The following is a 22,826-nucleotide window of genomic DNA, read 5'->3' as shown; positions in this document are numbered from 1 at the left end:
GTGACCGACCAGAACGACCCCACCACCGTCCCCGCCCCGACGGTCCCGCCGGCGGACGGCCCGGGCATCGACGAGCTCGGCATCGACGCACCCGGAACGGGTGATCCCGGCATCGTCCCGCCCGACCTCGACGAGCCCGCGCCCGACCCGACCGCCGACACCGACGACGACTTCATGCTCGCGTCCGTGCTCGCGGAGCCCGACGAGGCCGAGGCGCCTCCCGGCGGCGACGAGCAGGAGGACCAGGACGCCGACGACGACGTCGTCGCGCCGGACCTGCCCACGTTCCTGCCGTTCCCGGGCCGCGACGAGATCCCCGGCCCCGGCTTCCCGGGCGTCGGCGCACCCGGCGACGAGGGTTTCCCCGGAGACGGCTTCCCGGGCGACGGCTTCCCGGGCGACGAAGGCGCGTTCCCGCCGCCGCCGATGCCCGCCGACCCCGGCCAGCCGCACCACCACGACTCACCACCGCGGACGATGATGATCGCCGCGATGCTCGCCCTGAAGAAGGGCTTCGCGGGCCTCTGCCTGGGCTACACCCGCCGCGTGTTCGGCTGCCCGGCCAAGTTCGGCACGGCGTTCAAGGCGTGGAAGGGCGCGGAGCTCAAGGTGACCCGCAAGTCCCACCCGCCGGCCGGCGTCCCCGCGTTCTTCACGCCGTCGAAGAACGGCTTCGGTCACATCGCGCCGTCGCTGGGCAACGGCATCGTCCGCTCGACGAACAGCGGCACGGGCAAGATCTCGAACGTGCCCGTCGACACGATCACCTCCGTGTGGCACCAGCCGTACCTGGGCTACTCGCTGGACCTCAACGGCAAGCTCATCGCGCCGTTGCTGACGGCGGACCTCGACCCCGGTGACGAGGGCGACGCCGTCGTCTTCCTGCAGGGTCGGCTCAGCTGGGCGGGCCACAAGCTCGCGCTCGACGGGGTGTTTGGCAAGGAGACCACGAAGGCCGTCAAGGCGTTCCAGAAGGAGCACGGCCTGCCGCAGGTCGGCCGGATGGGCCCGCTGACCCGCGCGAAGATCAACGCGGTGCACTGATTTTCCACGGCAGACGCTTGCGTCGCCGGGGGGCCGCCTCACTACGGTCGGAGGCATGGACGATGCGGTCCCTCGGCTCGACGGTCCAGCCTCCGACGCGTTGCTGCGCACAGGTCGGTTCTTCACGCGGTGGGACGAGACGGCCGACGGCCGCGCGGTGTTCCGCGAGGGCGGCCGTCAGGGGGACGTGTTCTATCGGGACCGCTGGCGGCACGACAAGGTCGTCCGCTCGACGCACGGCGTGAACTGCACGGGCTCGTGCTCATGGAAGGTGTACGTCAAGGACGGCATCATCACGTGGGAGGCCCAGCAGACGGACTACCCGTCGCCAGGGCCGGACCGCCCCGACTACGAGCCCCGCGGCTGCCCGCGCGGCGCGGCGTTCAGCTGGTACACGTACTCGCCGACGCGCGTGCGCTACCCCTACGCGCGCGGCGTGCTGCTCGAGCTGTACCGCGAGGCCAAGGGCCGCCTGAAGGACCCGGTGCTGGCCTGGGCGGACGTCGTCGGTGACCCCGCCAAGCGCCGGCGGTTCCAGCAGGCGCGCGGCAAGGGCGGGCTCGTCCGCGTCAGCTGGGACGAGGCCACCGAGATCGTCGCCGCGGCGCACGTGCACACGATCAAGACCTACGGGCCGGACCGCTGCGCGGGATTCTCGCCGATCCCGGCGATGTCGATCGTGTCGCACGCCGTCGGCACGCGGTTCATGCAGCTCATCGGCGGCGTCATGACGTCGTTCTACGACTGGTACGCGGACCTGCCCGTCGCGAGCCCGCAGATGTTCGGCGACCAGACGGACGTCCCCGAGTCGGGCGACTGGTGGGACGCGACGTACCTCGTCATGTGGGGCTCGAACGTGCCCGTGACGCGCACGCCCGACGCGCACTGGATGGCCGAGGTCCGCTACCGGGGGACGAAGGTCGTCACGGTGTCGCCCGACTACGCCGACAACACGAAGTTCGCCGACGAGTGGCTGCCCGCGCAGGCCGGCACGGACGCCGCGCTCGCGATGGCGATGGGCCACGTGATCCTCAAGGAGTACTTCGTCGACCGCGAGGTGCCGTTCTTCCGGGACTACGTCCGGCAGTACACGGACCTGCCGTTCCTCGTGCGCCTCAAGGAGCGGGACGGCGCGTACGTGCCGGGCCGGTTCCTGCGCGCGTCCGACCTCGGGCCGACGCCGGGTGCCGCCGACGCGGTCCGCGGCGCGGAGTCGGAGGGCGCGCAGTGGAAGACCGTGCTGCTCGACGAGGCCACGGGCGCGCCGGTCGTGCCGAACGGGTCGCTCGGCTTCCGGTACACGGACTCGGGCGAGGGCCTGTGGAACCTCGACCTCGACGGCGTGACGCCGGCGCTGTCGGTGCGCGACGCCGTCGGCGCCCGGGGCGCCGAGAGCACGGACTCCGCCACGGTGCTGCTGCCGAGCTTCGACTCCCCCGACGGCGAGGGTCGCGTCCTGCGCCGCGGCGTGCCGGTCCGCCGCCTCGGCGACCACCTCGTCACGACGGTCTACGACCTGACGCTCGCGCAGTACGGCGTCGAGCGCGACGGCCTGCTGGGCGAGTGGCCCGCGGGCTACGACGACGCCGAGACCCCGTACACGCCCGCGTGGCAGGAGGCGATCACATCGGTCCCGGCGGCGGCCGCCACCCGCATCGCGCGCGAGTTCGCGACCAACGCCGAGCAGAGCAACGGCCGCTCGATGGTCATCATGGGCGCGGGCATCTGCCAGTGGTTCCACGGCGACGCCACGTACCGCGCGATCCTCGCGCTGCTCGCCTTCACCGGGTGCTTCGGCCGCAACGGCGGCGGCTGGGCGCACTACGTCGGCCAGGAGAAGTGCCGCCCGCTGACGGGCTGGATCTCGCTCGCGAACGCGCTCGACTGGTCGCGCCCGCCGCGCACGCAGCCGGGCACGTCGTACTGGTACATGCACACCGACCAATGGCGGTTCGACGGCTACCGCGCCGACGCGCTCGCGTCCCCGCTCGCCGAGGGCCACCTCGCGGGGATGCACACCGCGGACACGATCGCCGAGTCGGCCAAGCGCGGCTGGATGCCGTTCTACCCGCAGTTCGACCGCAACCCCCTGGACCTCGCGGACGAGGCACTGGCCGCGAGCGCGGCGGGTGACGCCGCCGACGCCGCCGCGCACATCCGCGGCAGGCTCGCCGACGGCGACCTCAGGTTCGCCGTCGACGACGTCGACGCCCCGGAGAACTGGCCGCGCACGCTCGTCCTGTGGCGCGCGAACCTGCTGGGCTCGTCCGCCAAGGGCGACGAGTACTTCCTCAAGTACCTGCTGGGCACGCACTCGAACGTCACGGCCGAGGAGCCGGACATCGAGACCTCGCAGGTCCGTCGGCGGGACGAGGTCCCCGAGGGCAAGCTCGACCTGCTCGTCTCGGCGGACTTCCGCATGACGAGCACGACGATGCTGTCCGACGTCGTGCTGCCGGCGGCCACCTGGTACGAGAAGCACGACCTCTCGTCGACCGACATGCACCCGTTCGTGCACGCGTTCTCGCCGGCGATCGACCCGCCGTGGGAGGCCCGCTCGGACTTCGACGCGTTCCACGCCGTCGCGCGGAAGTTCTCCGACCAGGCGCGCACGCACCTCGGCGTGCGGCACGACCTCGTCAGCGTCGCGCTCTCGCACGACACCCCGGGCGAGGCGCCGGCCGACCCGGATCGCACCGGGCCCGTCTACCAGGTCGTCGAGCGCGACTACACGGCGATCGCCGACAAGCTCGCGACCATCGGCCCGCTGGCCGACAAGCTGGGCTTCACGGTCAAGGGCCTGACGTTCGACGTCCGGCACGAGGTCGACCGGCTCGCGAGGCTCAACGGCGTCATGCTCGGCGGCGCGGGCGACGGCCGTCCCGCGATCGACACCGACGTCAAGCTCGCCGAGGCGATCCTGACGCTGTCCGGCACGACGAACGGCGAGCTCGCGGTCCAGGGCTTCGAGACGCTCGAGCGTCGCGTCGGCAAGAAGCTCTCCGACCTGGCCGAGGGGTCGGAGGAGAAGCGGATCACCTTCGCCGACACCCAGGCCCGGCCGGTCCCGGTCATCACGTCGCCGGAGTGGTCGGGCTCGGAGACGGGCGGCCGGCGGTACGCGCCGTTCACCGTCAACGTCGAGCGTCTCAAGCCGTGGCACACGCTCACGGGCCGCATGCACGTGTTCCTCGACCAGGACTGGCTGCAGGACCTCGGCGAGGCGCTGCCGATCTACCGGCCGCCGCTCGACCTGCACCGCCTGCTGGGCGAGCCGCAGCTGGGTCCGGACGGCGCGAAGCAGGTGACGGTCCGCTACCTGACGCCGCACTCCAAGTGGTCGATCCACTCGGAGTACCAGGACAACCTGCTGATGCTCTCGCTGTCGCGCGGCGGCCCGGTCTGCTGGATGAGCCCGCAGGACGCGGACGCCATCGGCGCCCGGGACAACGACTGGATCGAGTGCTCCAACGCGAACGGCATCATCGTCGTCCGCGCGTGCGTGAGCCACCGCATGCCCGAGGGCGTCGTGTTCGTCTACCACGCGCAGGAACGCACGATCGACGTGCCGAAGACCGAGCGCACGGGCCGCCGCGGCGGCATCCACAACTCGGTGACGCGCCTGCTCGTCAAGCCCACGCACCTCGTCGGCGGGTACGCGCAGCTCTCGTACACCTTCAACTACCTCGGTCCGACCGGGAACCAGCGGGACATGGTGACGACGATCCGTCGGCGTTCGCAGGAGGTCGAGTACTGATGCGCGTGATGGCTCAGGTCGCGATGGTCATGAACCTCGACAAGTGCATCGGGTGCCACACCTGCTCGGTGACGTGCAAGCAGGCGTGGACGAACCGCGCGGGCGTCGAGTACGTCTGGTTCAACAACGTCGAGACGCGCCCCGGCCAGGGGTACCCGCGCCGGTACGAGGACCAGGAGCAGTGGCGCGGCGGCTGGCACCTGAACAAGCGCGGCCGGCTCGAGCTCCGCACGGGCTCGCGCGCGAAGCGGCTCATGACGATCTTCGCGAGCCCGGTCCAGCCGAAGCTCGAGGACTACTACGAGCCGTGGACGTACGACTACGAGAAGCTCGTCGACGCCCCGCTGGGTGACGACTTCCCCGTCGCGCGGCCCAAGTCCCTCATCACGGGCGAGGACACGAAGATCTCGTGGTCGGCCAACTGGGACGACGACCTCGGCGGCGCGCACGAGCTCGGCCACCTCGACCCGATCGTGGAGAAGGTCCGCCGCGAGAGCGAGGACAAGATCCGGTTCGAGCTCGAGAAGACCTTCATGTTCTACCTGCCGCGGATCTGCGAGCACTGCCTGAACCCGTCGTGCATGGCGTCCTGCCCGTCGGGGGCGATCTACAAGCGCGCCGAGGACGGCATCGTGCTGGTCGACCAGGACCGGTGCCGCGGCTGGCGGCAGTGCATCACGGGCTGCCCATACAAGAAGGTCTACTTCAACCACAAGACCGGCAAGGCCGAGAAGTGCACGTTCTGCTACCCGCGCATCGAGGTCGGGCTGCCGACGATCTGCGCGGAGACGTGCGTCGGCCGGCTGCGCTACATCGGCGTGTTCCTCTACGACGCGGACCGCGTCACCGAAGCGGCCTCCGTCGCGGACGAGAAGGACCTCTACGAGGCCCAGCTCGACCTCATGCTCGACCCGGAGGACCCCGCGGTCGTCGCGGCGGCGCGCGAGCAGGACGTGCCGCAGGACTGGATCGACGCGGCCCGCCGGTCGCCGGTGTACGCGCTGGCCAAGACGTACCGCGTCGCGCTGCCGCTGCACCCCGAGTACCGCACGATGCCGATGGTCTGGTACGTGCCGCCGCTCTCGCCGGTCGTGGACCTGCTGCGCGAGCAGGGGCACGACGCCGAGGACCACGGGAACCTGTTCGGCGCGATCGACGCGCTGCGCATCCCGGTCGAGTACCTCGCCGAGCTGTTCACGGCGGGCGACACGGCCCTCGTCACGGGCGTGCTCAAGAAGCTCGCGGCGATGCGGTCGTACATGCGCGGCATCACGATGGGCGACGGCGCGCGCGAGGAGGTCGCGGCCTCGGTCGGGATGACGGGCCAGGCGATGTACGCGATGTACCGGCTGCTCGCGATCGCGAAGTACGACGACCGGTACGTGATCCCGAAGGCGCACGAAGAGCGCGGGCACGAGCTCGAAGAGCTGGGCTGCTCGCTGAACTTCGACGAGGGCCCGGGCATGTACGAGTCCGGCGCGTTCGGCGAGGCGTCGGGCCGGCCGGTGCCGGTCGCGGTCGAGACGTTCCATGCGCTGAGGCAACGGCAGACGTCGGACGGCATCGCGCCCGCCGACTCGATGCGCGGCCGAGTCAACCTGCTCAACTGGGACGGCAACGGCACCCCGCCCGGCCTGTTCCCGGACCATCGCGACCAGCCGACGAGCACCGTTCCCGGCCCGGACGGCCAGGTGCCGGGCGACGCGCTGCCGGAGGGGTCGTCGTGAGGCTGCGACAAGCTCGTCGCCCCGCGGACCGCGACGCGACCGCCGTCGACAGCGACCGCGGTGCGGCGCGCGTCGTCCACCAGGTCGCGTCGTGGTGCCTCGCGTACCCGGACGCCGAGCTGGTCGAGCGGCTCCCACTGCTGGCCGACGCGGTCGACGAGCTGCCGCCGGGCCGCGCGCGCGAGGGGCTGCGCGCGTTCCTCGACCACGCGTCGGCGACGCCGCTCGACGAGCTGGAGCGGACCTACGTCCACGTCTTCGACCTGTCGCGCCACCAGTCGCTGTACCTCTCGTACTGGACGGACGGCGACACACGGCGCCGCGGCGAGGTGCTCGCGGCGTTCAAGGAGCGCTACCGCGCCAGCGGGTTCCTGGTCGACACGCGCGGCGAGCTGCCCGACCACCTGCCGCTCGTGCTCGAGTACGCGGCGGTCGCCGACCCCGTCGACGGCCCCGCGTTGCTGCAGGAGTACCGGCCGAGCCTCGAGCTCATCCGGTTCGCGCTCCTGGAGCAGGGCTCCCCGTACGCGGGTGTGCTCGAGGCCGTGTGCGCGACGCTGCCGGGCGCGTCGCCCGCCGACAAGGCCGCCGTGCACGCCATGGCCGCCGCCGGCCCGCCGCGCGAGACCGTCGGGCTCGACCCCACCGACCCCCGGCTCCTGCCGCTCAACGAGACCGCCCACCCCGTCGGAGGCCCGTCGTGAACGTCGTCCTGTGGGGCGTGTTCCCCTACCTCGCGATCGCCACGCTCGTCGGCGGCACCATCTGGCGGTACCGCTACGACCAGTTCGGCTGGACGACGCGTTCGTCGCAGCTGTACGAGTCGCGGCTGCTGCGGATCGGCAGCCCGCTGTTCCACATCGGCCTGCTGTTCGTCATCGGCGGGCACATCGGCGGGCTCGTGATCCCCGAGTCGTGGACCGACACGGCGGGCATCACCGAGACGCAGTACCACGTGGTCGCACTGACGCTCGGCATCCTCGCGGGCATCTGCACGCTCGGCGGCATCGCGATCCTGATCTACCGGCGCCGGCGCACCGGCCCGGTGTTCATGGCGACGACCAAGAACGACAAGCTCATGTACGTCGTGCTCACGCTCGCGATCGTGCTCGGCCTGTGGGTCTCGGTGTACTCGGCGTTCCAGGGCCCGGACGGCCACAACTACCGCGAGACCGTGTCGCCGTGGTTCCGGTCGCTGTTCGTCCTGCACCCGGACGTCGACGCGATGGCGGCGGCACCCACCGAGTTCCACATCCACGTGCTCACGGGGCTCGTGCTGTTCGCGATCTTCCCGTTCACGCGGCTCGTCCACGCGTTCACGGCGCCCGTGCACTACCTGTTCCGCCCGTACGTCGTGTACCGCAGCCGCGACGCCCGGCCGACGCCGGGCGCCAGCGCGCCGCGCCGCGGGTGGGACCCGGTCGGCACGCGCGACCGGCAGACCACCCGCCGCTGACGGCGACCCGCCCTCCCCCACCGACGCTCTCGCATCCTCGGAGAACCGATGTCCGCCACCGTGCCGACGACCCGGCCCCCCGGTCAGACCCTCAACCTGGTGCTCGCCACCTGGACGTTCGCCATCACGTTCTGGGCGTGGAACCTGGTCGGCCCGCTCGCCGCGCGGTACACCACGGACCTCGGCCTCTCGGCCAACCAGAAGGCGCTGCTCATCGCGACGCCGGTGCTCGTGGGCGCCGTGGGCCGCATCCCCGTCGGCGCGCTCACGGACCGGTTCGGTGGGCGGACCATGCTCGCGACGCTCAGCTTCGTCTCGATCATCCCCGTGCTGCTCGTCATGATCGCGGGGAACGCCGGCTCGTACGCGCTGCTGCTCGTGTTCGGGTTCCTGCTCGGCATCCCGGGCACGTCGTTCGCCGCCGGCATCCCGTTCGTCAACGGCTGGTATCCACCGACCCGTCGCGGCTTCGCGACCGGCGTGTTCGGCGCCGGCATGGGCGGCACCGCGCTCTCGTCGTTCTTCACGCCGCGGTTCGTCAACTGGTTCGGGTACACCGCGGCCCACCTGATCATCGCGGCCGCGCTCGCCGCGACCGGCGTCGTCCTGATCCTCCTGATGCGGAACGCGCCCGCCTGGAAGCCGAACACCGAGGCGGTCGTGCCGAAGCTGCGCGCCGCGAGCAGGCTGCCGGTCACGTGGCAGATGGCGTTCCTGTACGCCGTGACGTTCGGCGGCTTCGTCGCGTTCTCGACCTACCTGCCGACCTACCTCAAGGACGTCTACGGGTTCGACCTCGCGGGCGCCGGCACGCGCACCGCCGGCTTCGCCATCGCCGCCGTCATCGCCCGCCCGCTCGGCGGCATCCTGTCCGACCGCTGGCACCCGAAGCCGATCGTCCTCGTCTCGCTCGCGGGCGCCGCCGTGGTGGCCGTGCTGCTGGCGCTCAAGCCCGTCCCCGAGGTCCCGGCGGGCACCGAGTTCGTCGCGATGGCGTTCTTCCTCGGCCTCGGCGCGGGCGGCGTGTTCGCGTGGGTCGCGCGGCGCTCGCCGGCCGAGCGGGTCGGCGCCGTGACGGGCATCGTCGGCGCGGCGGGCGGCCTCGGCGGCTACTTCCCGCCGCTCGTCATGGGCGCGACCTACGACGAGCAGGACCACTCGTACACGATCGGCCTGATCCTCCTGTGCCTGACGGCGACCGGCGCGTTCCTGTTCGCGCTGCTGGGCCTCAAGCGCGAGGACCGGAACGCGGCTGCACCCGCCGAGGCGGCGGACCCGGCGCGCCCGGCGCCTGCGGAGACGGACCGCTAGCGCCGCGCTGGCTCGGCCGGCAGCACGAGCCCGACGAGCTTCACGAGGAACCGGTCCGCCTGCTCCGTGAAGGGCGGCCACGCGACCTCGGGCTCGTTGATCCGCAGCGACAGCATCCCGACGACGGCCGTCCGCAGGTCGAGCGCGACGGCCGCGGCGTCACCGGGCGAGGCGACACCCGCGGACATGCACCGCTGCACCGCAGCGACCGTGCGGGTCAGCAGCACCTCCTTGAAGGGCATGCCGACCGTGCTCTCGTGCATCACCTTGTACAGACCCGGGTGCTCCTGCACCCACGCGGCCTGCGCGAGGACCCTGGCGCGCAGCGCGAGAGCTGGATCGGCCTCGGCCGCCTCGGCGTCGTCCGCCGCCTGCACCATCTCCGCGTGGCACCGCTCCATCGCCGCCGCCACGAGCGCGTCCCGGTCGGGGAAGTACAGGTAGACGGACGTCGGCGAGATCGACACAGCTCGTGCCACGGCGCGCAGCGACAACGACTCGTCGTCGGCGAGGTCGCCGAGCATGCGCACGGCGGCGGAGATGAGCTCCTCGCGCAGCCGGTCTCCCTGGCCGCGCGCGTTCGGGCGTCGGGGGCCGGAGTCGGGCCGGGTCGGGTGGTCCACCGGCTCATCATCCCAGTGGATACCGCAGCGTCCGCAGGAGTACGGTCGTCCATGCAAGGACATCTGTCCACCTAACGAGGAGTCGTCATGCCGCTCACGCTCCAGGACGCACAAGCCGCGATCGCGGGCGGGCACGAGCGCGCCGCCGCGATGGGCATCCAGGTCACCGTCGCCGTCGTCGACGAGGGCGGCCACCTGCAGGCGCTCGGCCGCATGGCGGGCGCGCCGCCGATGTCGGCCCCGGTCGCCGAGACCAAGGCGTCCAGCATCGCGCTCTTCCGCCGGGACGGTGCCGCGCTGTGGAAGATGCAGGAGAGCTCACCCGGCTTCTTCGCGCAGCTCGACCGGGTGGCGCGGATGCCGATCCTGGCGGGCGCCGGCGCGGCGCTGGTCCGCCGGGATGGCGAGGTCGTGGGCGCGCTGGCCGTCAGCGGCGGGTTCGCGCCCGGGCAGGACGACGAGTGCGCCGAGGCCGCACTCGCGGTCCTCGCCGATTAGGTCGCACACCGCGCCGCCCGCCCGGCCCGGTCGAGCACCAACGAGCGGCGCAGCACACCACGAACCCCAAGGTCACGACGACCCAGATCGGCCGGGCGTCCCGGGTCGAAGCGTCAGGGCCGCGCCGCGCGCGTCGACTGCCGCACGATCAGGTGCGTCGGCAGCGGCGTGTCGACCGTCGCGCTGTCGGGCTCCTCGACCGCGACCAGCACCTTCTGCATCATCAGCTCGCCGAGCGCCGCGAAGTCCTGCCGCACGGTCGTCAGCGCGGGGTACAGGTACCCCGCCTCGGGGACGTCGTCGTAACCGACGACGCTCACGTCGTGCGGGACGCGCAGGCCCCGCTCGCGGAGCGCCGAGAGGACGCCGATCGCCATGTGGTCGTTCGCGACGAACACGGCCGAGCCCGGATCGACGTCGAGCTCGGCACCCAGCCGGTACCCGCTCGCCGCGGACCAGTCGCCGTGGATCGGGGCGACGACCTCGAGACGGCGCTCGTTGAGCTCGTCGCGCCAACCGCGCACGCGCTCGATCGCGTCGGGCGCCCGCTGCGGGCCGGCCAGGTGCACGATCCGTTCGTGCCCGAGCTCGGCCAGGTGGCGGACGGCTGCGCGGGCGCCGCGGTACTGGTCGATCGACACGAACTGCGGGCTGCGTCGGGCGGTGGAGGCGGCGGCGACGACGGGGATGCTGAGGTCGAGCCCGCGGACCAGCTCGAGCACCTCGACGTCGACCACGACGAGGACGATCGCGTCGACGCGCTGTCGCAGCAGGCTCTCGACGATCGCGCGGATGTTCGCGGGGTCGGCGTCGAGCGAGCTCACCGTCTCGACGCTGTAGCGCGCGGCGCGCGCGGCGACGTTGAAGTGCATCGCGATCGACGTCGGGCCGAAGTCCGCGGCCACCGGCGTCACGAGCCCGATCGTGCGCGTGCGGCGCGTGACGAGCGCGCGGGCCGCGGGCGACGGGCTGTACCGCAGCTGCGCGATCGCCTGCTCGACGCGCGCGCGGGTCGCGGGGCGCACGTTCGGGAGGTCGTTGAGCACGCGCGACACCGTCTGGTGCGACACACCCGCGAGCCGCGCCACGTCGAGGATGTTCGCGGTGCGCGAGCCCCGGTCGCCGCTCACGACTCGTCCTCCTCGGGACGCGCCACCAGGGCGAGCAGCGAGTCGGTGGTGAGCCCGTCGGACGGCAGCACGTCGACCACGCGGCCGTTCTGCAGGATCGCGACGCGCGTGCCGACGCGCAGCACCTCCTCGAGCTCCGCCGAGATGAACACGACGGAGAGCCCGGTGTCGGCGAGCTCGCCGACGAGGTTCTGGATCTCGACCTTCGCGCCCACGTCGATGCCGCGCGTCGGCTCGTCGAGCACGATCACGCGCGGCGACAGGGCGAGCAGCCGCGCGAGCAGCACCTTCTGCTGGTTCCCGCCCGAGAGCGTCCCGACCGGGCGGTCGATGTCGGGCGGCCGGATGTCGAGCGCCTCGACCCAGCTCGCCGCGAGCTCGCGCTGGCGCGCCGACCGGATGCGGCGCAGGATCCCCCGCTGGGCCTGCAGCGCGAGCGTGATGTTCTCGAGCACGCTCAGCTCGCCGATCAGGCCCTCGGTGCGCCGGTTCTCCGACGAGTAGACGACCCCGACGGACAGCGCGCGCCGCGGGCTCGACAGCCGCGTCGCCTGCCCGTCGATGCGGATGATGCCCGCCTCGAGCCGGTCCACCCCGGTGAGCGCTCGCGCGAGCTCCGAGCGCCCCGAGCCCAGCAGGCCCGCGACGCCGAGCACCTCGCCCTCGACGAGGTCGAGGTCGGCGTCGGCGATGCCCGGCAGGACCGTCACGCCCCGGGCGCTCAGCGTGACCGACGGGTCGGGGTCCTCGTAGCCGTCGAGCCGCGGCCGGGCCGCGAGCGCCGCGGCGGAGCGTCCCAGCATCTTCTGCACGAGGTCGATGCGCAGCAGCTCGGTCGTCAGGTACTCGCCGACGAGGCGGCCGTTCCGCAGCACGGTGATGCGGTCGCAGATCTCGTAGACCTGGTCGAGGAAGTGCGACACGAACAGGATCGCGACGCCTCGCGACTTGAGCTCGCGGATGACGCGGAACAGCTCGGCGACCTCGTCGAAGTCGAGGCTCGAGGTCGGCTCGTCGAGCACGAGCACCTTGACGTCGGTCGAGATGGCGCGCGCGATCGCGACGAGCTGTTGCACGGCGAGCGGGTGCGTGGCGAGCACCGACGCCGGGTCGATGTCGAGCCCGAGGTCCGCGAGCGCCTCGCGCGCGAGCCGCCGCATGGCCGGCCAGTCGATCGAGCCCAGCCGGCCACGCGGCTCGCGGCCGAGCGCGATGTTCTCCGCGACGGTGAGGTTCGGCAGGAGGTCGATCTCCTGGTACACCGTGCTGATGCCTGCGAGCTGCGCGTCGTGCGGGGTCGCGAACTGCACGGTCCGGCCGTCGAGGGTGATGACGCCTGCGTCGAGCGGCAGAGCGCCGGTCAACGCCTTGATGAGCGTCGACTTGCCCGCGCCGTTCTCGCCCATGAGCGAGTGCACCTCACCCGCGAACATCCGGAAGTCGACGTCGTCGAGCGCGGTGTCCGACTGGAAACGCACGGTGGCACCGGTGACCTGCACCAGCGGCAGCGCGTTCTCCATGGCGCTCATCATGCCGTGGGAGGGGCGGCGTCCCCGCTCACGGCACTGGTCTACCGCCGTCGTGCCGACCTCGCGACGATCACGCGCTGCACGACGACGAACAGCAGCAGGAGCCCACCGATGGTGATGCGGGTCCACGACTGGTCGACGCCGAGGAAGTTGATGATCGTCTTGATCATCCCGTAGACGAACACGCCGATCATCGAGCCGACGACGAACCCGCTGCCGCCGATCAGCAGCGTGCCGCCGATGACGACCGCCGCGATCGTGTCGAGCTCCGTGCCGATGCCGTTGAGCGGGTACGCCGCACCCGTGTACGCGGTGAAGACGACGCCCGCGAGGCCCGCGCACGTGCCGCTGACGACGTACGCGAGGAGCTTGGTCCGCGCGACGGGCAGACCCATGAGCCGCGCCGACTGCTCGTTGCCGCCGACCGCGTAGATCGTCCGGCCGAACCGCGTGTACGCGAGCAGGAGGGCGCCGACGGCGACGACCAGCAGCGCGAGGATCCCGGTCGCCGTCACGTACCAGTCGCCGAAGTGCCAGCGGGTCCGCTGCAGCCAGAGGATCGACGAGTCCGTGACCTTGATCGAGTTGAGGCTCACGACGAAGCCGAGGCCGCGCGCCAGGAACATGCCCGCGAGCGACGCGATGAAGGGCTGCACGTCGAAGTACTGGACGAGGACGCCGATGCCGAGCCCGATGAGCGCGCCGCACGCGAGCATCACGGGCGCGACGACGCCGGAGGGCAGGCCGTCCCGGAGCAGGCTCGCACCGAACATGCCGGTGAACGACATGACCGCGCCGACCGACAGGTCGATGCCGCCCGTGAGGATCACGAACGTCATGCCCACGGCAAGGATCAGCAGGTACGAGTTGTCCAGCAGGATCGACGAGATCAGCGGCGGCGACAGGAAGTCGCCGTCGAAGTAGATCTGCGCGCCGATCACCATCGCCACGAGGATCGCGATCGCCGCGAAGACGGGGATCCACGAGGCGTGACGCGTCATGAACCGGTGCCGGCTGCTGACGACGTGCGACTCGCGCGCCGGCGCCACCTGGGTGCTCGTCACGACGCGGCCTCCGCTCCGTCGGGCGTGCGGGACGTCCAGGTGCGTAGTCGCGCCGGAAGCCGTCCCATGAAGCGCCGGAACCGGCGCGACTGGACCAGGACGACGACGACCACGACGGCCGCCATGAACACGGGAGTGACGGCCGGCGGCACCCCGAGGAAGGTGATCGTCGACTTGAGCGTCTGGATCGTGAACGCGCCGACGACGGTGCCGGCGATGCTGAACGTGCCGCCGGCGAGCGACGTCCCGCCGAGCACGACCGCGAGGATCGCGTCGAGCTCGATGTAGAGGCCGGCGGCGTTCGCGTCGGCCGCCATGATGTTCGAGCTGTAGAGGATGCCGGCGAAACCCGCGAGCAGGCCGCTCGCCGCGTACGCGCCCCAGATGATGCCGCGGGCGCGCACGCCTGCGAGCCGGCTCGCCTCCGGGTTGATGCCGACCGCCTCGGTCAGCATGCCGAGGGCGGTGCGCCGCTCGATGAGCGCGACGATCGCGATCGCCACGAGCGACACGTAGAACGCGAACGGCAGCCCGAGCACGTACCCCTGCGCCATGAACTTGTACGGGTCGCTGTTGATCGTCGTGATGAAGCCGCCCGTGATGAGCAGCGCGATCCCGCGGCCCGCGAGCATCAGCACGAGCGTCGCGATGATCGGTTGGATGCCGAGCACCGAGATGAGGAAGCCGTTCCACAGGCCGCACACGAGGCCCGCGCCCACCGCGGTGCCGATCGCGACGGCCAGCACCGCCGGGTTCGCCGGGTCGCCCGAGTCCTGGATGATCGTCAGCGCGACCGCGCCGGACACCGCCATGATCGCGCCGACCGACAGGTCGATGCCGCGGGTCGCGATGACGAGCGTCATGCCGAGCGCCACGAGCATCAGCGGCGCGCTGTTCCGCAGGATGTCGATGAGCGAGCCGTACAGCCGCCCGTCGTGCACGGTGATCCTGACGAACGACGGCCGCGACACCGTGTTGAGCAGGATCAGTGCAAGCAGCACCACGAGGGGCCAGAACAGCCGGTGCTTCATGACGGCGCTCACGCCGCTCCCTCCTGGCCCTCGTGGGCGATGAAGTCGATGACGGCGTCGACGTCGACGTCGTGCGACGCGAGCTCGCCGATCTTGCGCCTGTCGCGCATGACGACGATCCGCTGCGAGAGCCGCAGCACCTCCTCGAGCTCCGAGGAGATGAACACCACCGCGAGGCCGCGAGCGGACAGCTCGGCGACCTTGCGCTGGATGTCCGCCTTGGCGCCGACGTCGATGCCGCGCGTGGGCTCGTCGAGGATGAGCAGGGCGGGGGCGGTCGCGAGCCAGCGGGCGAGCAGCACCTTCTGCTGGTTGCCGCCCGAGAGGTTGCGGATCAGCGTGCTCGGGCTCGCGGGACGGACGCCGAGGGCAGCGATGTACTCGGCCACGACGGCATCCTGCTCGGCCTTGCGCAGCTTGCGCCATCCCCTGCGGGCCTGGATCCCGAGCACGATGTTCTCGGCGACGGTCAGGTCGCCGAGGATCCCCTCGGCGCGGCGGTCCTCGGACGAGTAGGCGATGCCGTGGTCGATCGCGCTGCGCGGGTTCGCCAGCCGGGCCGCCTTGCCGGCGACCTCGATCTGGCCGGAGTCCGCGTGGTCGGCGCCGGCCAGCAGCCGGGCCAGCTCGGTGCGGCCCGAGCCGAGGAGGCCGGCGATGCCCACGACCTCGCCGGGGTAGACGTCGATGTCGGTGGGCTCGATGACGCCCTTGCGGCCCGTGCCCGTCGCGCGCACGACCGGCGCGCCCGAGCGGTCGACGTGCCGGTCGGCGACGCTCGACAGCGCCTCGAGGTCGTCGAGCTCGCGCCCGAGCATGAGCTGCACGAGCGAGCCGGGCGTCAGGCTCGGCAGCGGGTACTCCCCGACGAGGCGACCGTTGCGCAGGACCGTGCACCGGTCCGCGATCTCGAAGACCTGGTCGAGGAAGTGCGTGACGAACAGGATCGCGACCCCGCGGGCGCGCAGGTCGCGCATGACGCTGAAGAGCTGCTCGACCTCGCTGCGGTCGAGGCTCGACGTCGGCTCGTCGAGCACGAGCACCTTCGCGTCCGTGACCATCGCACGGCTGATCGCGACGAGCTGTTGCACCGCGATCGAGTGCGTGCTGAGCGACGTGCGGGTGTCCAGCTCCACGCCGAGGTTCTCGAGGTGCTCGGCGGCCGCGCGGTGCGTCGCGCGCCAGTCGATCCGGCCGCCGCGGCGCAGCTCGTGGCCGAGCATGACGTTCTCGCCGACCGAGAGGTTCGCGCAGAGGTTGACCTCTTGGTACACGGTCGAGATGCCGGCCGACTGCGCGTCGGCGGTGCCGTGGAACACGCGGGGCTCGCCCGCGACCGTGATGGTGCCGGCGTCGACGGCGTACTCGCCGGTCAACGCCTTGATGAGCGTCGACTTGCCCGCGCCGTTCTCGCCCATGAGCGCGTGGACCTCGCCCGCGCGCAGGACGAGGTCGACGCCGTCGAGCGCCTTGACGCCCGGGAACTGGATGGTGATGCCGCGCATCGCGACGAGCGCGTCGCTCGCCGTCTCGGCGTCGGAGTGGGACATCGTTGCTGCTTCCTTCACGCGGACGGGGCGGGGGCCGGCGTGGCGCCGACCCCCGGCCCGTCGACTGCGGGACCGAGCGGACTCAGTGGTTCGAGCGGACTCAGTACTTGCGGTCGGGCAGGGCTGCCTTCGCCTGCTCCTGCGTGAAGGACTGGTCGGTGGCGACCTGGGTCTTCGGCACGGACTCGCCGGCGACGACCTTCTTGACCAGGTCGGCGACCTGGGGGCCAAGCAGCGGGTTGCACTCGACGACGTAGTTGAACTTGCCGTCAGCGAGGGCCTGCAGGCCGTCGTGGGTCGCGTCGATCGTCACGATCTTGATGTCCTTGCCCGGCGTGAGGCCGGCGGCCGTGATCGCGTCGAGCGCGCCGAGACCCATGTCGTCGTTCTGGGCGAACAGCATCTGGATCTTGTTGCCGTACTTCTGGAGGAAGCCCTCCATCACGGTCTTGCCGTCGGCGCGCGTGAAGTTGCCGGTCTGCGAGTCGAGCGTCGTGATGGGTGCGCCCGTGGCGCCGGCCTTGAAGCCGGTCGCGCGGTCGAGCGCGGGGGCCGAGCCCGTCGTGCCCTCGAGGACGACCATGTTCGTCGGGCTCGTCGCGGTCTGCTTGGCCCAGGCGCCCGCGGTCTCGCCCTCCTTCTTGAAGTCGTCGCCGACCCACGCCGCGTACAGGCTGTCGTCCGAGACGTTGATCGTGCGGTCCTCGAGGATGACCGGGATCTTGGCGTCCTTGGCCTCCTTGAGCACGTCGTCCCAGCCGTCGACCGTGATCGGCGCGATGACGATCGCGTCGACCTTCTGGTTGATGAAGCTGCGGACGGCCGCGATCTGCGCCTCCTGCTTGTTGTCCGCGGCGTTGAAGATCAGCTTGAAGCCGTTCGCGTCGGAGAACGCGTCCTTCATGGACTGCGTGTTCGCCGCGCGCCAGCCCGACTCCGACCCGGTCTGGGCGAAGCCGACCGTGAGGGTCTTGCCGCCACCCGAACCGCCGGTGCCGGACGAGCCGGCGTTGTTGTTGGAGCTGGAACATCCGGTCGTCGCCAGCGCGAGGGCCCCCGCAAGTGCGAGCCCAGCGAGCAGTCGCTTCCTCATCCTCAAAACCTCCTCGTTTTGAGTCCGGCCACGCTGCCGGACAGAGCCCCGAACCGTGCTGAGCCAGGTCCGTGTGCGCCGATGTTAACGGTCACAATCTCCCGGCCGGAAGGATGTGAGCGGTCACATTTCCGTAACGCCCGGGTTGTGAGGCGACTTCGGCGAGCGCCGCGGCACTCGTGGTGCCGCGTTGGTGTGATCGTTCACATCGCTCGCTCGGGCTACTGACGGGCAGCGGACCGACGGCGAGGGAACGCGGTGCGACTACCGTGCGTCCGCGTCGTGCAGGTTCGCCAGCAGCGCCTCGACCGTTCGCGTCAGGTCGCGGGCGTCCAGGTCGCCGACCAGCGCGGCGGACACGCGGTCGAAGATCGGTGCCAGGCGGGGCACCAGAGCCGCGCCGGCGGGGGTCGGCGAGACCCGGACGGCGCGACGGTCGTCCGGATCGGCTGCGCGCGTCACGAGGCCCTTGCGCTCGAGCCGGTCGAGCATCCGCGTCATCCCCGCCGTGTCCACGCCCAGCAGGCCGGCGAGCTCCTTCGGGCTCGTGGCGCCGGTGACCATGTGGATGAGCAGTGCCGCCTGCTGCGAGGTGAGGCCCAGGTCGTCGAACGCCCGGTCGAGCGCTGCCCGGAGCTCGCGCGCGAGGCGCATGACCGCGGTGGAGACGGCGACGGACGGCCCGGGCATCGGCGGCTCCCCTCTGGTGACCAGCGCCTCGCATGGTGTCACGCCGCGGTGGTTCACTTTAGTTGTCGCAACAGTTACTGTCGTAGCCCTCAATCGACCGGAAGCAGGGAGCTGACATGTCGTCGTCGCACACCGCCGCGGAGGTCAGAGCCGCTCTCGAGACCATGTCGGGCAGCCGATCGACCGACGTGTTCCACGACCAGTTCCTTAGCCTGGACCCCGCGGCCGTGGCACTCGTCAGCCGCGACCAGCTGGCGCGTGCGCTCCCGGCGCGACAGGCGATGTTCGCCGCGATCGGCGCGACCGGCACCACGCTCCGCCACCTCGACGTGCACGAGCTCGACGACCGGCACGTGCTCGCCACGACGACGTGGGACGTCGACCTGGTCGACGAGGCCGCCGAGCCACTCACGCTCGAGTCCAGCTACCTGATGCGCCGCATGGACGGCGGCTGGCGCGTGCTCGTCTACCTGAACCACCGCGACATCGCCGCCGTCGTCGCCGAGCGGCGCCCGTGATCCGCGATCGACGCGGTCCGACGCCACCCGGCGACCCGCACGGCACGACGAAGGCCCCGTTGCGGCGTGACGCCGGGACGGGGCCTTCGTGGTTGCTGAGCCGCCTAAGGGAATCGAACCCTTGACCTTCTCATTACGAGTGAGACGCTCTGCCGACTGAGCTAAGGCGGCATCGCCGCGGCACCGGCCGGGCGAGCGCGCCTACTGTACCTGCCCCAGCCGCCGGGCTCCAAAGCGGCCGCACGCCGGCCCGGACGGCGTCAGCAGCGCTTGCCCTCGGCGGGGAGCGAGCCGGTCAGCAGGTAGCGGTCGACCGCGCCGTTCACGCACGAGTTGGAGCTCAGGTACGCCGTGTGGCCGTTCCCGACGTACGTCAGGAGCCGTGCGGACGAGAGCATCTCCGCCATCTGCTGAGCCCACGGGTACGGCGTCGCCGGGTCGCCCGTCGTGCCGACGACGAGGATCGGCGGGGCGCCCTGCGCGGCGTACGACGGCAGCGGCCCGACGGCCGGCACGGGCCAGTGCTTGCACTGGAGCGCGCCGTAGGAGAAGTACGGCGCGACCGTCGGCGCCACCTTGGCGAGCTCGGCCGCCTGGGCCGTCATGGCCGCGGGGCTCGAGTCGGTCGCCGTGTCGGTGCACGAGATCGCCGGGAACGCCTGCATGGTGTTCGTCGTGTACGTGCCGTCCGGCGCACGGTCGGTGTAGAAGTCGGCGAGCGCCAGCAGGATGCGCCCGGTGCCCTGCTTGATCGCCTCCGTGAGGCCGCGGGTCAGCGTCGGCCACAGCTTCGTCGCGTACAGCGCCTGTCCGATGCCGTTGTACGCGAGCGAGCCGGTGAGGTTGCGGCTCGTACCCGTCGGCAGCGGGCTGGCCGTCGCATGGTCGAGCAGCGACGTGATCTGGTCGAGGCCGTGCTGGACGTCGCCCGTCAGGGGGCAGCCCTTGCCGCCCTGGCAGTCCTCGACATAGGCGCGCAGCTCCTGCTCGAAGCCCTTCGCCTGGCCGATCGTGATCTCGTCGGACGTCAGCGTCGGAGGCATCGCGCCGTCGAGCACCATGCGACCGACGCGCTGCGGGAACAGCGCGGCGTACGTGGCGCCGAGGTTGGTGCCGTACGAGAAGCCGAGGTACGCGAGCGACGCGTCGCCGAGCACGCCGCGGAGCACGTCGAGGTCGCGCGCGGCGCTCACGGTGTCGATGTGGGCGAGCTCGGCACCCATGTTCGCGCGGCAGCCGTCGGAGAACGACTGCCAGGACGCCTCGAACGCCTGCAGCCCCGCCGGGGTCGACTTGTCGACGTCGTCCTCGATGAGGTGGTCGAGCTCCTTGTCGTCGACGCAGTGCACCGGCGCCGACCGCTGTACCCCGCGCGGGTCGAACGAGACCAGGTCGTACGCCGCCCGGATCTCCTTCGGGATCTGGGGCGTGACGTCCTTGAGGAAGTCGACCCCCGAGACGCCCGGCCCGCCCGGGTTCATCAGCAGCGAGCCCACGGGGTGCTTGCCCGTCGACGCCTCGCGCGCGACAGCGAGGTTGATCGTGTCGCCCGTCGGGTTCGCGTAGTCCAGCGGCACCTCGACCGTGCCGCAGCTGCCCTGCGCGCACTTCTTCCAGCTGATCGTCTGGTCGTAGAAGCGCGCGAGGTCCGGGCTCGGGCTCGCCGCCGTCGCGCTCGGCGTCGGGATCGGCGACGGCGCGACGGTGTGGCCGCCGCCGGTGCACCCGGCGAGGGCGAGGACCGCGGCGAGCAGGCCGGCGACGACGCCCGCGCGCGCCGCGGACGGACGAGTCATCGGCATGCCGCCACGGTAACCGGTTCGCCCGATCCGCCGGGCCCACCGGCCACCATGCGAGGCCGTCGCCCCGGCCCGCCGACCCGCACGCGCCCGCGGACCGCCACCCACCCCGCGGCCGCTCCACGCGTCAGACCCGCGGGCCGCACGCCCCCGCGCGTCAGCCCGACGCGTCGCACGCCTCACGCGCGTCAGCCCTGCGGCCGCAGCGCCACCGCCATCGCCTCCACGGCCAGCAGCGGCGCGACGTTCCCCGACAGGCGGGTGCGCGCCTGCCCGACGGCGTCCATGCGGCGCAGGGTCTGCTCGGGCGTGCTGTCCGCGGCGAGCGCGCGGACCGCCTCGGCGTGCTCGACGTTGACGAGCTCGACCCCGGCACCCAGCTGGACCACGAGCACGTCCCGGTAGAGCGACAGCAGGTCGACCATCGCGCGGTCGAGGACGTCGCGCTGCGCCCGGGTCGCGCGGCGCTTCTGCTCCTCCTCGAGCCGCCGGACCTCGCCACGCACCGCGGGCGGCAGCGTCGCCGCACCGTCGGCGCCGAGCTGGTGCAGCAGCGCGGCGCGCTCGGCGGCGTCGCGCTCCTCGGTCGCGGCCTTCGCGTCGGCCTGCGCGGTCTCGACGAGCTTCCCCGCCGCGAGCACCGCGTCGCCGACGCCGCGGATGCGCGACGCGATCGCGAGCACCGCCGACCGCCGGGCGCGAGCCTCCGGGTCGCGAGCCAGCCGGCGCGCGATGCCGACGTGGCTCTGCGCGGCCCGCGCGGCGACCTCGGCGACGTGCGCGTCGACGCCGTCGCGCGTGACGAGCAGCTGCGTCACCGCCTCGACCGGGGGCACGCGCAGGGCGACCGACCGCGAGCGCGACCGGATCGTCACCAGCACGTCCTGCGGGCTCGGCGCGCAGAGCAGCCAGACCGTGCGCGGCGCGGGCTCCTCGAGCGCCTTGAGCAGCGCGTTCCCGCTCGTGTCGTTGAGCCGGTCGGCGTCCTCGACGATGATCACGCGCCACCGACCCTGCGACGGCGACCGCTGCGCGAGCTCGACGAGCGGCCGCGCGGTCTCCGCCCGGATCACGACGCCCTCGGTCGCGACCACCGTGACGTCGGGGTGCGTGCCGCCCAGCGTCGTCGTGCAGTCGTGGCACTCGCCGCAGCCGCCGCGCGTGCACTGCAGCGCCGCCGCGAAGGCGCGGGCCGCGTTCGACCGCCCGGAGCCGGGCGGGCCCGTGAGCAACCACGCGTGCGTCATGGCGCCGGGGTGCTCCACCGCGTGCCGCAGCACCTCGACCGCCGGCTCCTGACCCACGAGGTCGTCCCACACGCTCATGCCGCGACCCCCAGCAGCGCCGCGACGCGTGCGCGGACCGCGCCGGCGAGCTCGTCGGCGGGCCGCGTGCCGTCGAGCACGAGCCAGCGAACGGGGTCCGCCTCGGCGCGCGACAGGAACGCGGCGCGCGTGCGGCGGTGGAACTCGTCGCCTGCGCGCTCGAGCCGGTCGGGCTCGCTCGTCAGCCGCGCCTTGCCCAGCACCGGGTCGACGTCGAGCAGCACGGTGACGTCCGGCAGCAGACCCTCGGTGGCCCAGAGCGAGAGCCGCTCGACCTCGTCCGCGCCGAGGTCGCGGCCGCTGCCCTGGTACGCGACCGACGAGTCGAGGTAGCGATCGGTGACGACGACCGCGCCGCGCTCGAGCGCGGGCCGCACGAGCGACGCGACGTGGTGGGCGCGGTCCGTCGCGTACAGGAGCGCCTCGGTGCGCGCGTCGACGTGGTCGCCGTGCAGCACCGCGTCGCGCAGCAGCCGGCCGAGCTCGGTGCCGCCCGGCTCGCGCGTCAGCACGACCTCGTGCCCGATGCGCGTCAGCCACTCGCCGAGCAGGCGCGCCTGCGTCGACTTGCCGGCGCCGTCGCCGCCCTCGAACGAGACGAAGAGCCCGCGGTGCGGCACGGGCTCGGCGGCGGGGACCTCGGTCACGGCGTCAGGGTAGCCGCGGGCGCCGACACGTCCG

General features: G+C 72.2%; 19 protein-coding genes and 1 tRNA gene. 8 read left to right on the top strand and 12 right to left on the bottom strand.

Annotated elements, in window-relative coordinates:
- From QRT04_RS10180 to QRT04_RS10155, 6 genes are read left to right on the top strand one after another with little or no spacing between them, the layout of a single operon-like run.
- Positions 1–1,044: a peptidoglycan-binding domain-containing protein gene (locus tag QRT04_RS10180; protein ID WP_289455102.1), complete on the top strand. Its 1,044-nt coding sequence runs from the start codon at positions 1–3 to the stop codon at positions 1,042–1,044.
- A 55-nt stretch (positions 1,045–1,099) separates the two neighbouring features.
- Positions 1,100–4,801 carry a nitrate reductase subunit alpha gene (locus QRT04_RS10175; RefSeq protein ID WP_289455101.1) on the top strand — a complete coding sequence of 1,234 codons (3,702 nt, stop codon included), beginning with the start codon at positions 1,100–1,102 and terminating at the stop codon, positions 4,799–4,801.
- Positions 4,801–6,528 carry a nitrate reductase subunit beta gene (gene narH, locus QRT04_RS10170; protein ID WP_289455100.1) on the top strand — a complete coding sequence of 576 codons (1,728 nt, stop codon included), beginning with the start codon at positions 4,801–4,803 and terminating at the stop codon, positions 6,526–6,528. Before QRT04_RS10175 ends, narH begins: the two co-directional genes overlap by 1 nt.
- Complete coding sequence (gene narJ, locus QRT04_RS10165) at positions 6,525–7,232, top strand: nitrate reductase molybdenum cofactor assembly chaperone (RefSeq protein ID WP_289455099.1); 708 nt, start codon at positions 6,525–6,527, stop codon at positions 7,230–7,232. The genes narH and narJ overlap by 4 nt, the downstream gene beginning before the upstream one ends.
- On the top strand, positions 7,229–7,984 hold the full coding sequence (gene narI, locus QRT04_RS10160; protein WP_289455098.1) for a respiratory nitrate reductase subunit gamma: 756 nt from the start codon (positions 7,229–7,231) through the stop codon (positions 7,982–7,984). Before narJ ends, narI begins: the two co-directional genes overlap by 4 nt.
- A gap of 48 nt (positions 7,985–8,032) precedes the next feature.
- Entirely contained in the window at positions 8,033–9,295 is a 1,263-nt protein-coding gene (locus QRT04_RS10155; protein ID WP_289455097.1) for an MFS transporter, read from the top strand.
- Here the strand turns inward: QRT04_RS10155 and QRT04_RS10150 are convergent.
- Positions 9,292–9,918 (bottom strand): TetR/AcrR family transcriptional regulator, encoded by a 627-nt coding sequence (locus QRT04_RS10150; RefSeq protein WP_289455095.1) that lies wholly within the window; start codon positions 9,916–9,918, stop codon positions 9,292–9,294. The genes QRT04_RS10155 and QRT04_RS10150 overlap by 4 nt on opposite strands.
- 87 nt (positions 9,919–10,005) lie before the next feature.
- On the opposite strand from QRT04_RS10150, the gene QRT04_RS10145 reads away from it, so the two are divergent.
- Positions 10,006–10,416 (top strand): GlcG/HbpS family heme-binding protein, encoded by a 411-nt coding sequence (locus QRT04_RS10145; RefSeq protein ID WP_289455094.1) that lies wholly within the window; start codon positions 10,006–10,008, stop codon positions 10,414–10,416.
- Between the two features lie 113 nt (positions 10,417–10,529).
- Here QRT04_RS10145 and QRT04_RS10140 read toward each other — a convergent pair whose 3' ends face one another.
- From QRT04_RS10140 to QRT04_RS10110, 7 genes are all read right to left on the bottom strand, one after another.
- Positions 10,530–11,546 (bottom strand): LacI family DNA-binding transcriptional regulator, encoded by a 1,017-nt coding sequence (locus QRT04_RS10140; protein WP_289455092.1) that lies wholly within the window; start codon positions 11,544–11,546, stop codon positions 10,530–10,532.
- Positions 11,543–13,075, bottom strand: a complete 1,533-nt coding sequence (locus QRT04_RS10135; protein WP_289455091.1) for a sugar ABC transporter ATP-binding protein — start codon at positions 13,073–13,075, stop codon at positions 11,543–11,545. The genes QRT04_RS10140 and QRT04_RS10135 overlap by 4 nt, the downstream gene beginning before the upstream one ends.
- 41 nt (positions 13,076–13,116) lie before the next feature.
- Positions 13,117–14,139: an ABC transporter permease subunit gene (locus QRT04_RS10130; protein WP_289455090.1), complete on the bottom strand. Its 1,023-nt coding sequence runs from the start codon at positions 14,137–14,139 to the stop codon at positions 13,117–13,119.
- On the bottom strand, positions 14,136–15,182 hold the full coding sequence (locus QRT04_RS10125; RefSeq protein ID WP_289455089.1) for an ABC transporter permease: 1,047 nt from the start codon (positions 15,180–15,182) through the stop codon (positions 14,136–14,138). Before QRT04_RS10125 ends, QRT04_RS10130 begins: the two co-directional genes overlap by 4 nt.
- Positions 15,179–16,720: a sugar ABC transporter ATP-binding protein gene (locus QRT04_RS10120; RefSeq protein ID WP_289455088.1), complete on the bottom strand. Its 1,542-nt coding sequence runs from the start codon at positions 16,718–16,720 to the stop codon at positions 15,179–15,181. Before QRT04_RS10120 ends, QRT04_RS10125 begins: the two co-directional genes overlap by 4 nt.
- A 100-nt stretch (positions 16,721–16,820) precedes the next feature.
- Positions 16,821–17,813, bottom strand: coding sequence for an ABC transporter substrate-binding protein (locus QRT04_RS10115; RefSeq protein WP_289455087.1), 993 nt, complete (start codon positions 17,811–17,813; stop codon positions 16,821–16,823).
- Positions 17,814–18,077: 264 nt separating this feature from the next.
- Positions 18,078–18,503 (bottom strand): MarR family winged helix-turn-helix transcriptional regulator, encoded by a 426-nt coding sequence (locus tag QRT04_RS10110; RefSeq protein ID WP_289455085.1) that lies wholly within the window; start codon positions 18,501–18,503, stop codon positions 18,078–18,080.
- A gap of 116 nt (positions 18,504–18,619) precedes the next feature.
- Here QRT04_RS10110 and QRT04_RS10105 point away from each other — a divergent pair, with 116 nt between their 5' ends.
- Complete coding sequence (locus QRT04_RS10105; RefSeq protein WP_289455084.1) at positions 18,620–19,021, top strand: nuclear transport factor 2 family protein; 402 nt, start codon at positions 18,620–18,622, stop codon at positions 19,019–19,021.
- Positions 19,022–19,119: 98 nt separating this feature from the next.
- On the opposite strand, the gene QRT04_RS10100 is transcribed toward QRT04_RS10105, so the two are convergent.
- From QRT04_RS10100 to tmk, 4 genes are all read right to left on the bottom strand, one after another.
- Positions 19,120–19,192, bottom strand: a tRNA-Thr gene (locus tag QRT04_RS10100).
- Between the two features lie 89 nt (positions 19,193–19,281).
- The gene (locus QRT04_RS10095) at positions 19,282–20,823 is read right to left on the bottom strand and encodes an alpha/beta hydrolase (protein ID WP_289455083.1); all 1,542 of its coding nucleotides are present in this window, start codon (positions 20,821–20,823) and stop codon (positions 19,282–19,284) included.
- 185 nt (positions 20,824–21,008) lie between these two features.
- A complete protein-coding gene (locus QRT04_RS10090; protein WP_289455082.1) occupies positions 21,009–22,145 on the bottom strand; it encodes a DNA polymerase III subunit delta' in 1,137 nt (378 codons plus the stop codon).
- Complete coding sequence (tmk, locus tag QRT04_RS10085; protein WP_289455081.1) at positions 22,142–22,792, bottom strand: dTMP kinase; 651 nt, start codon at positions 22,790–22,792, stop codon at positions 22,142–22,144. Before tmk ends, QRT04_RS10090 begins: the two co-directional genes overlap by 4 nt.
- Between the last annotated feature and the right edge of the window lie 34 nt (positions 22,793–22,826).

Source organism: Cellulomonas alba (assembly GCF_030362835.1).
Lineage (GTDB): Bacteria > Actinomycetota > Actinomycetes > Actinomycetales > Cellulomonadaceae > Cellulomonas > Cellulomonas alba.
This window is presented reverse-complemented; position numbering and strand designations above follow the sequence as displayed.

Bases quoted from the DNA above. Each gene is read 5' to 3' on its own strand.
- QRT04_RS10155 (WP_289455097.1), top strand. From the start codon at position 8,033: ATGTCCGCCACCGTGCCGACGACCCGGCCCCCCGGTCAGACCCTCAAC.
- QRT04_RS10115 (WP_289455087.1), bottom strand. From the start codon at position 17,813: ATGAGGAAGCGACTGCTCGCTGGGCTCGCACTTGCGGGGGCCCTCGCG.
- QRT04_RS10090 (WP_289455082.1), bottom strand. From the start codon at position 22,145: ATGAGCGTGTGGGACGACCTCGTGGGTCAGGAGCCGGCGGTCGAGGTG.
- QRT04_RS10110 (WP_289455085.1), bottom strand. From the start codon at position 18,503: ATGCCCGGGCCGTCCGTCGCCGTCTCCACCGCGGTCATGCGCCTCGCG.
- QRT04_RS10135 (WP_289455091.1), bottom strand. From the start codon at position 13,075: ATGAGCGCCATGGAGAACGCGCTGCCGCTGGTGCAGGTCACCGGTGCC.
- narH (WP_289455100.1), top strand. From the start codon at position 4,801: ATGCGCGTGATGGCTCAGGTCGCGATGGTCATGAACCTCGACAAGTGC.
- QRT04_RS10105 (WP_289455084.1), top strand. From the start codon at position 18,620: ATGTCGTCGTCGCACACCGCCGCGGAGGTCAGAGCCGCTCTCGAGACC.
- QRT04_RS10145 (WP_289455094.1), top strand. From the start codon at position 10,006: ATGCCGCTCACGCTCCAGGACGCACAAGCCGCGATCGCGGGCGGGCAC.
- QRT04_RS10120 (WP_289455088.1), bottom strand. From the start codon at position 16,720: ATGTCCCACTCCGACGCCGAGACGGCGAGCGACGCGCTCGTCGCGATG.
- QRT04_RS10095 (WP_289455083.1), bottom strand. From the start codon at position 20,823: ATGCCGATGACTCGTCCGTCCGCGGCGCGCGCGGGCGTCGTCGCCGGC.
- QRT04_RS10175 (WP_289455101.1), top strand. From the start codon at position 1,100: ATGGACGATGCGGTCCCTCGGCTCGACGGTCCAGCCTCCGACGCGTTG.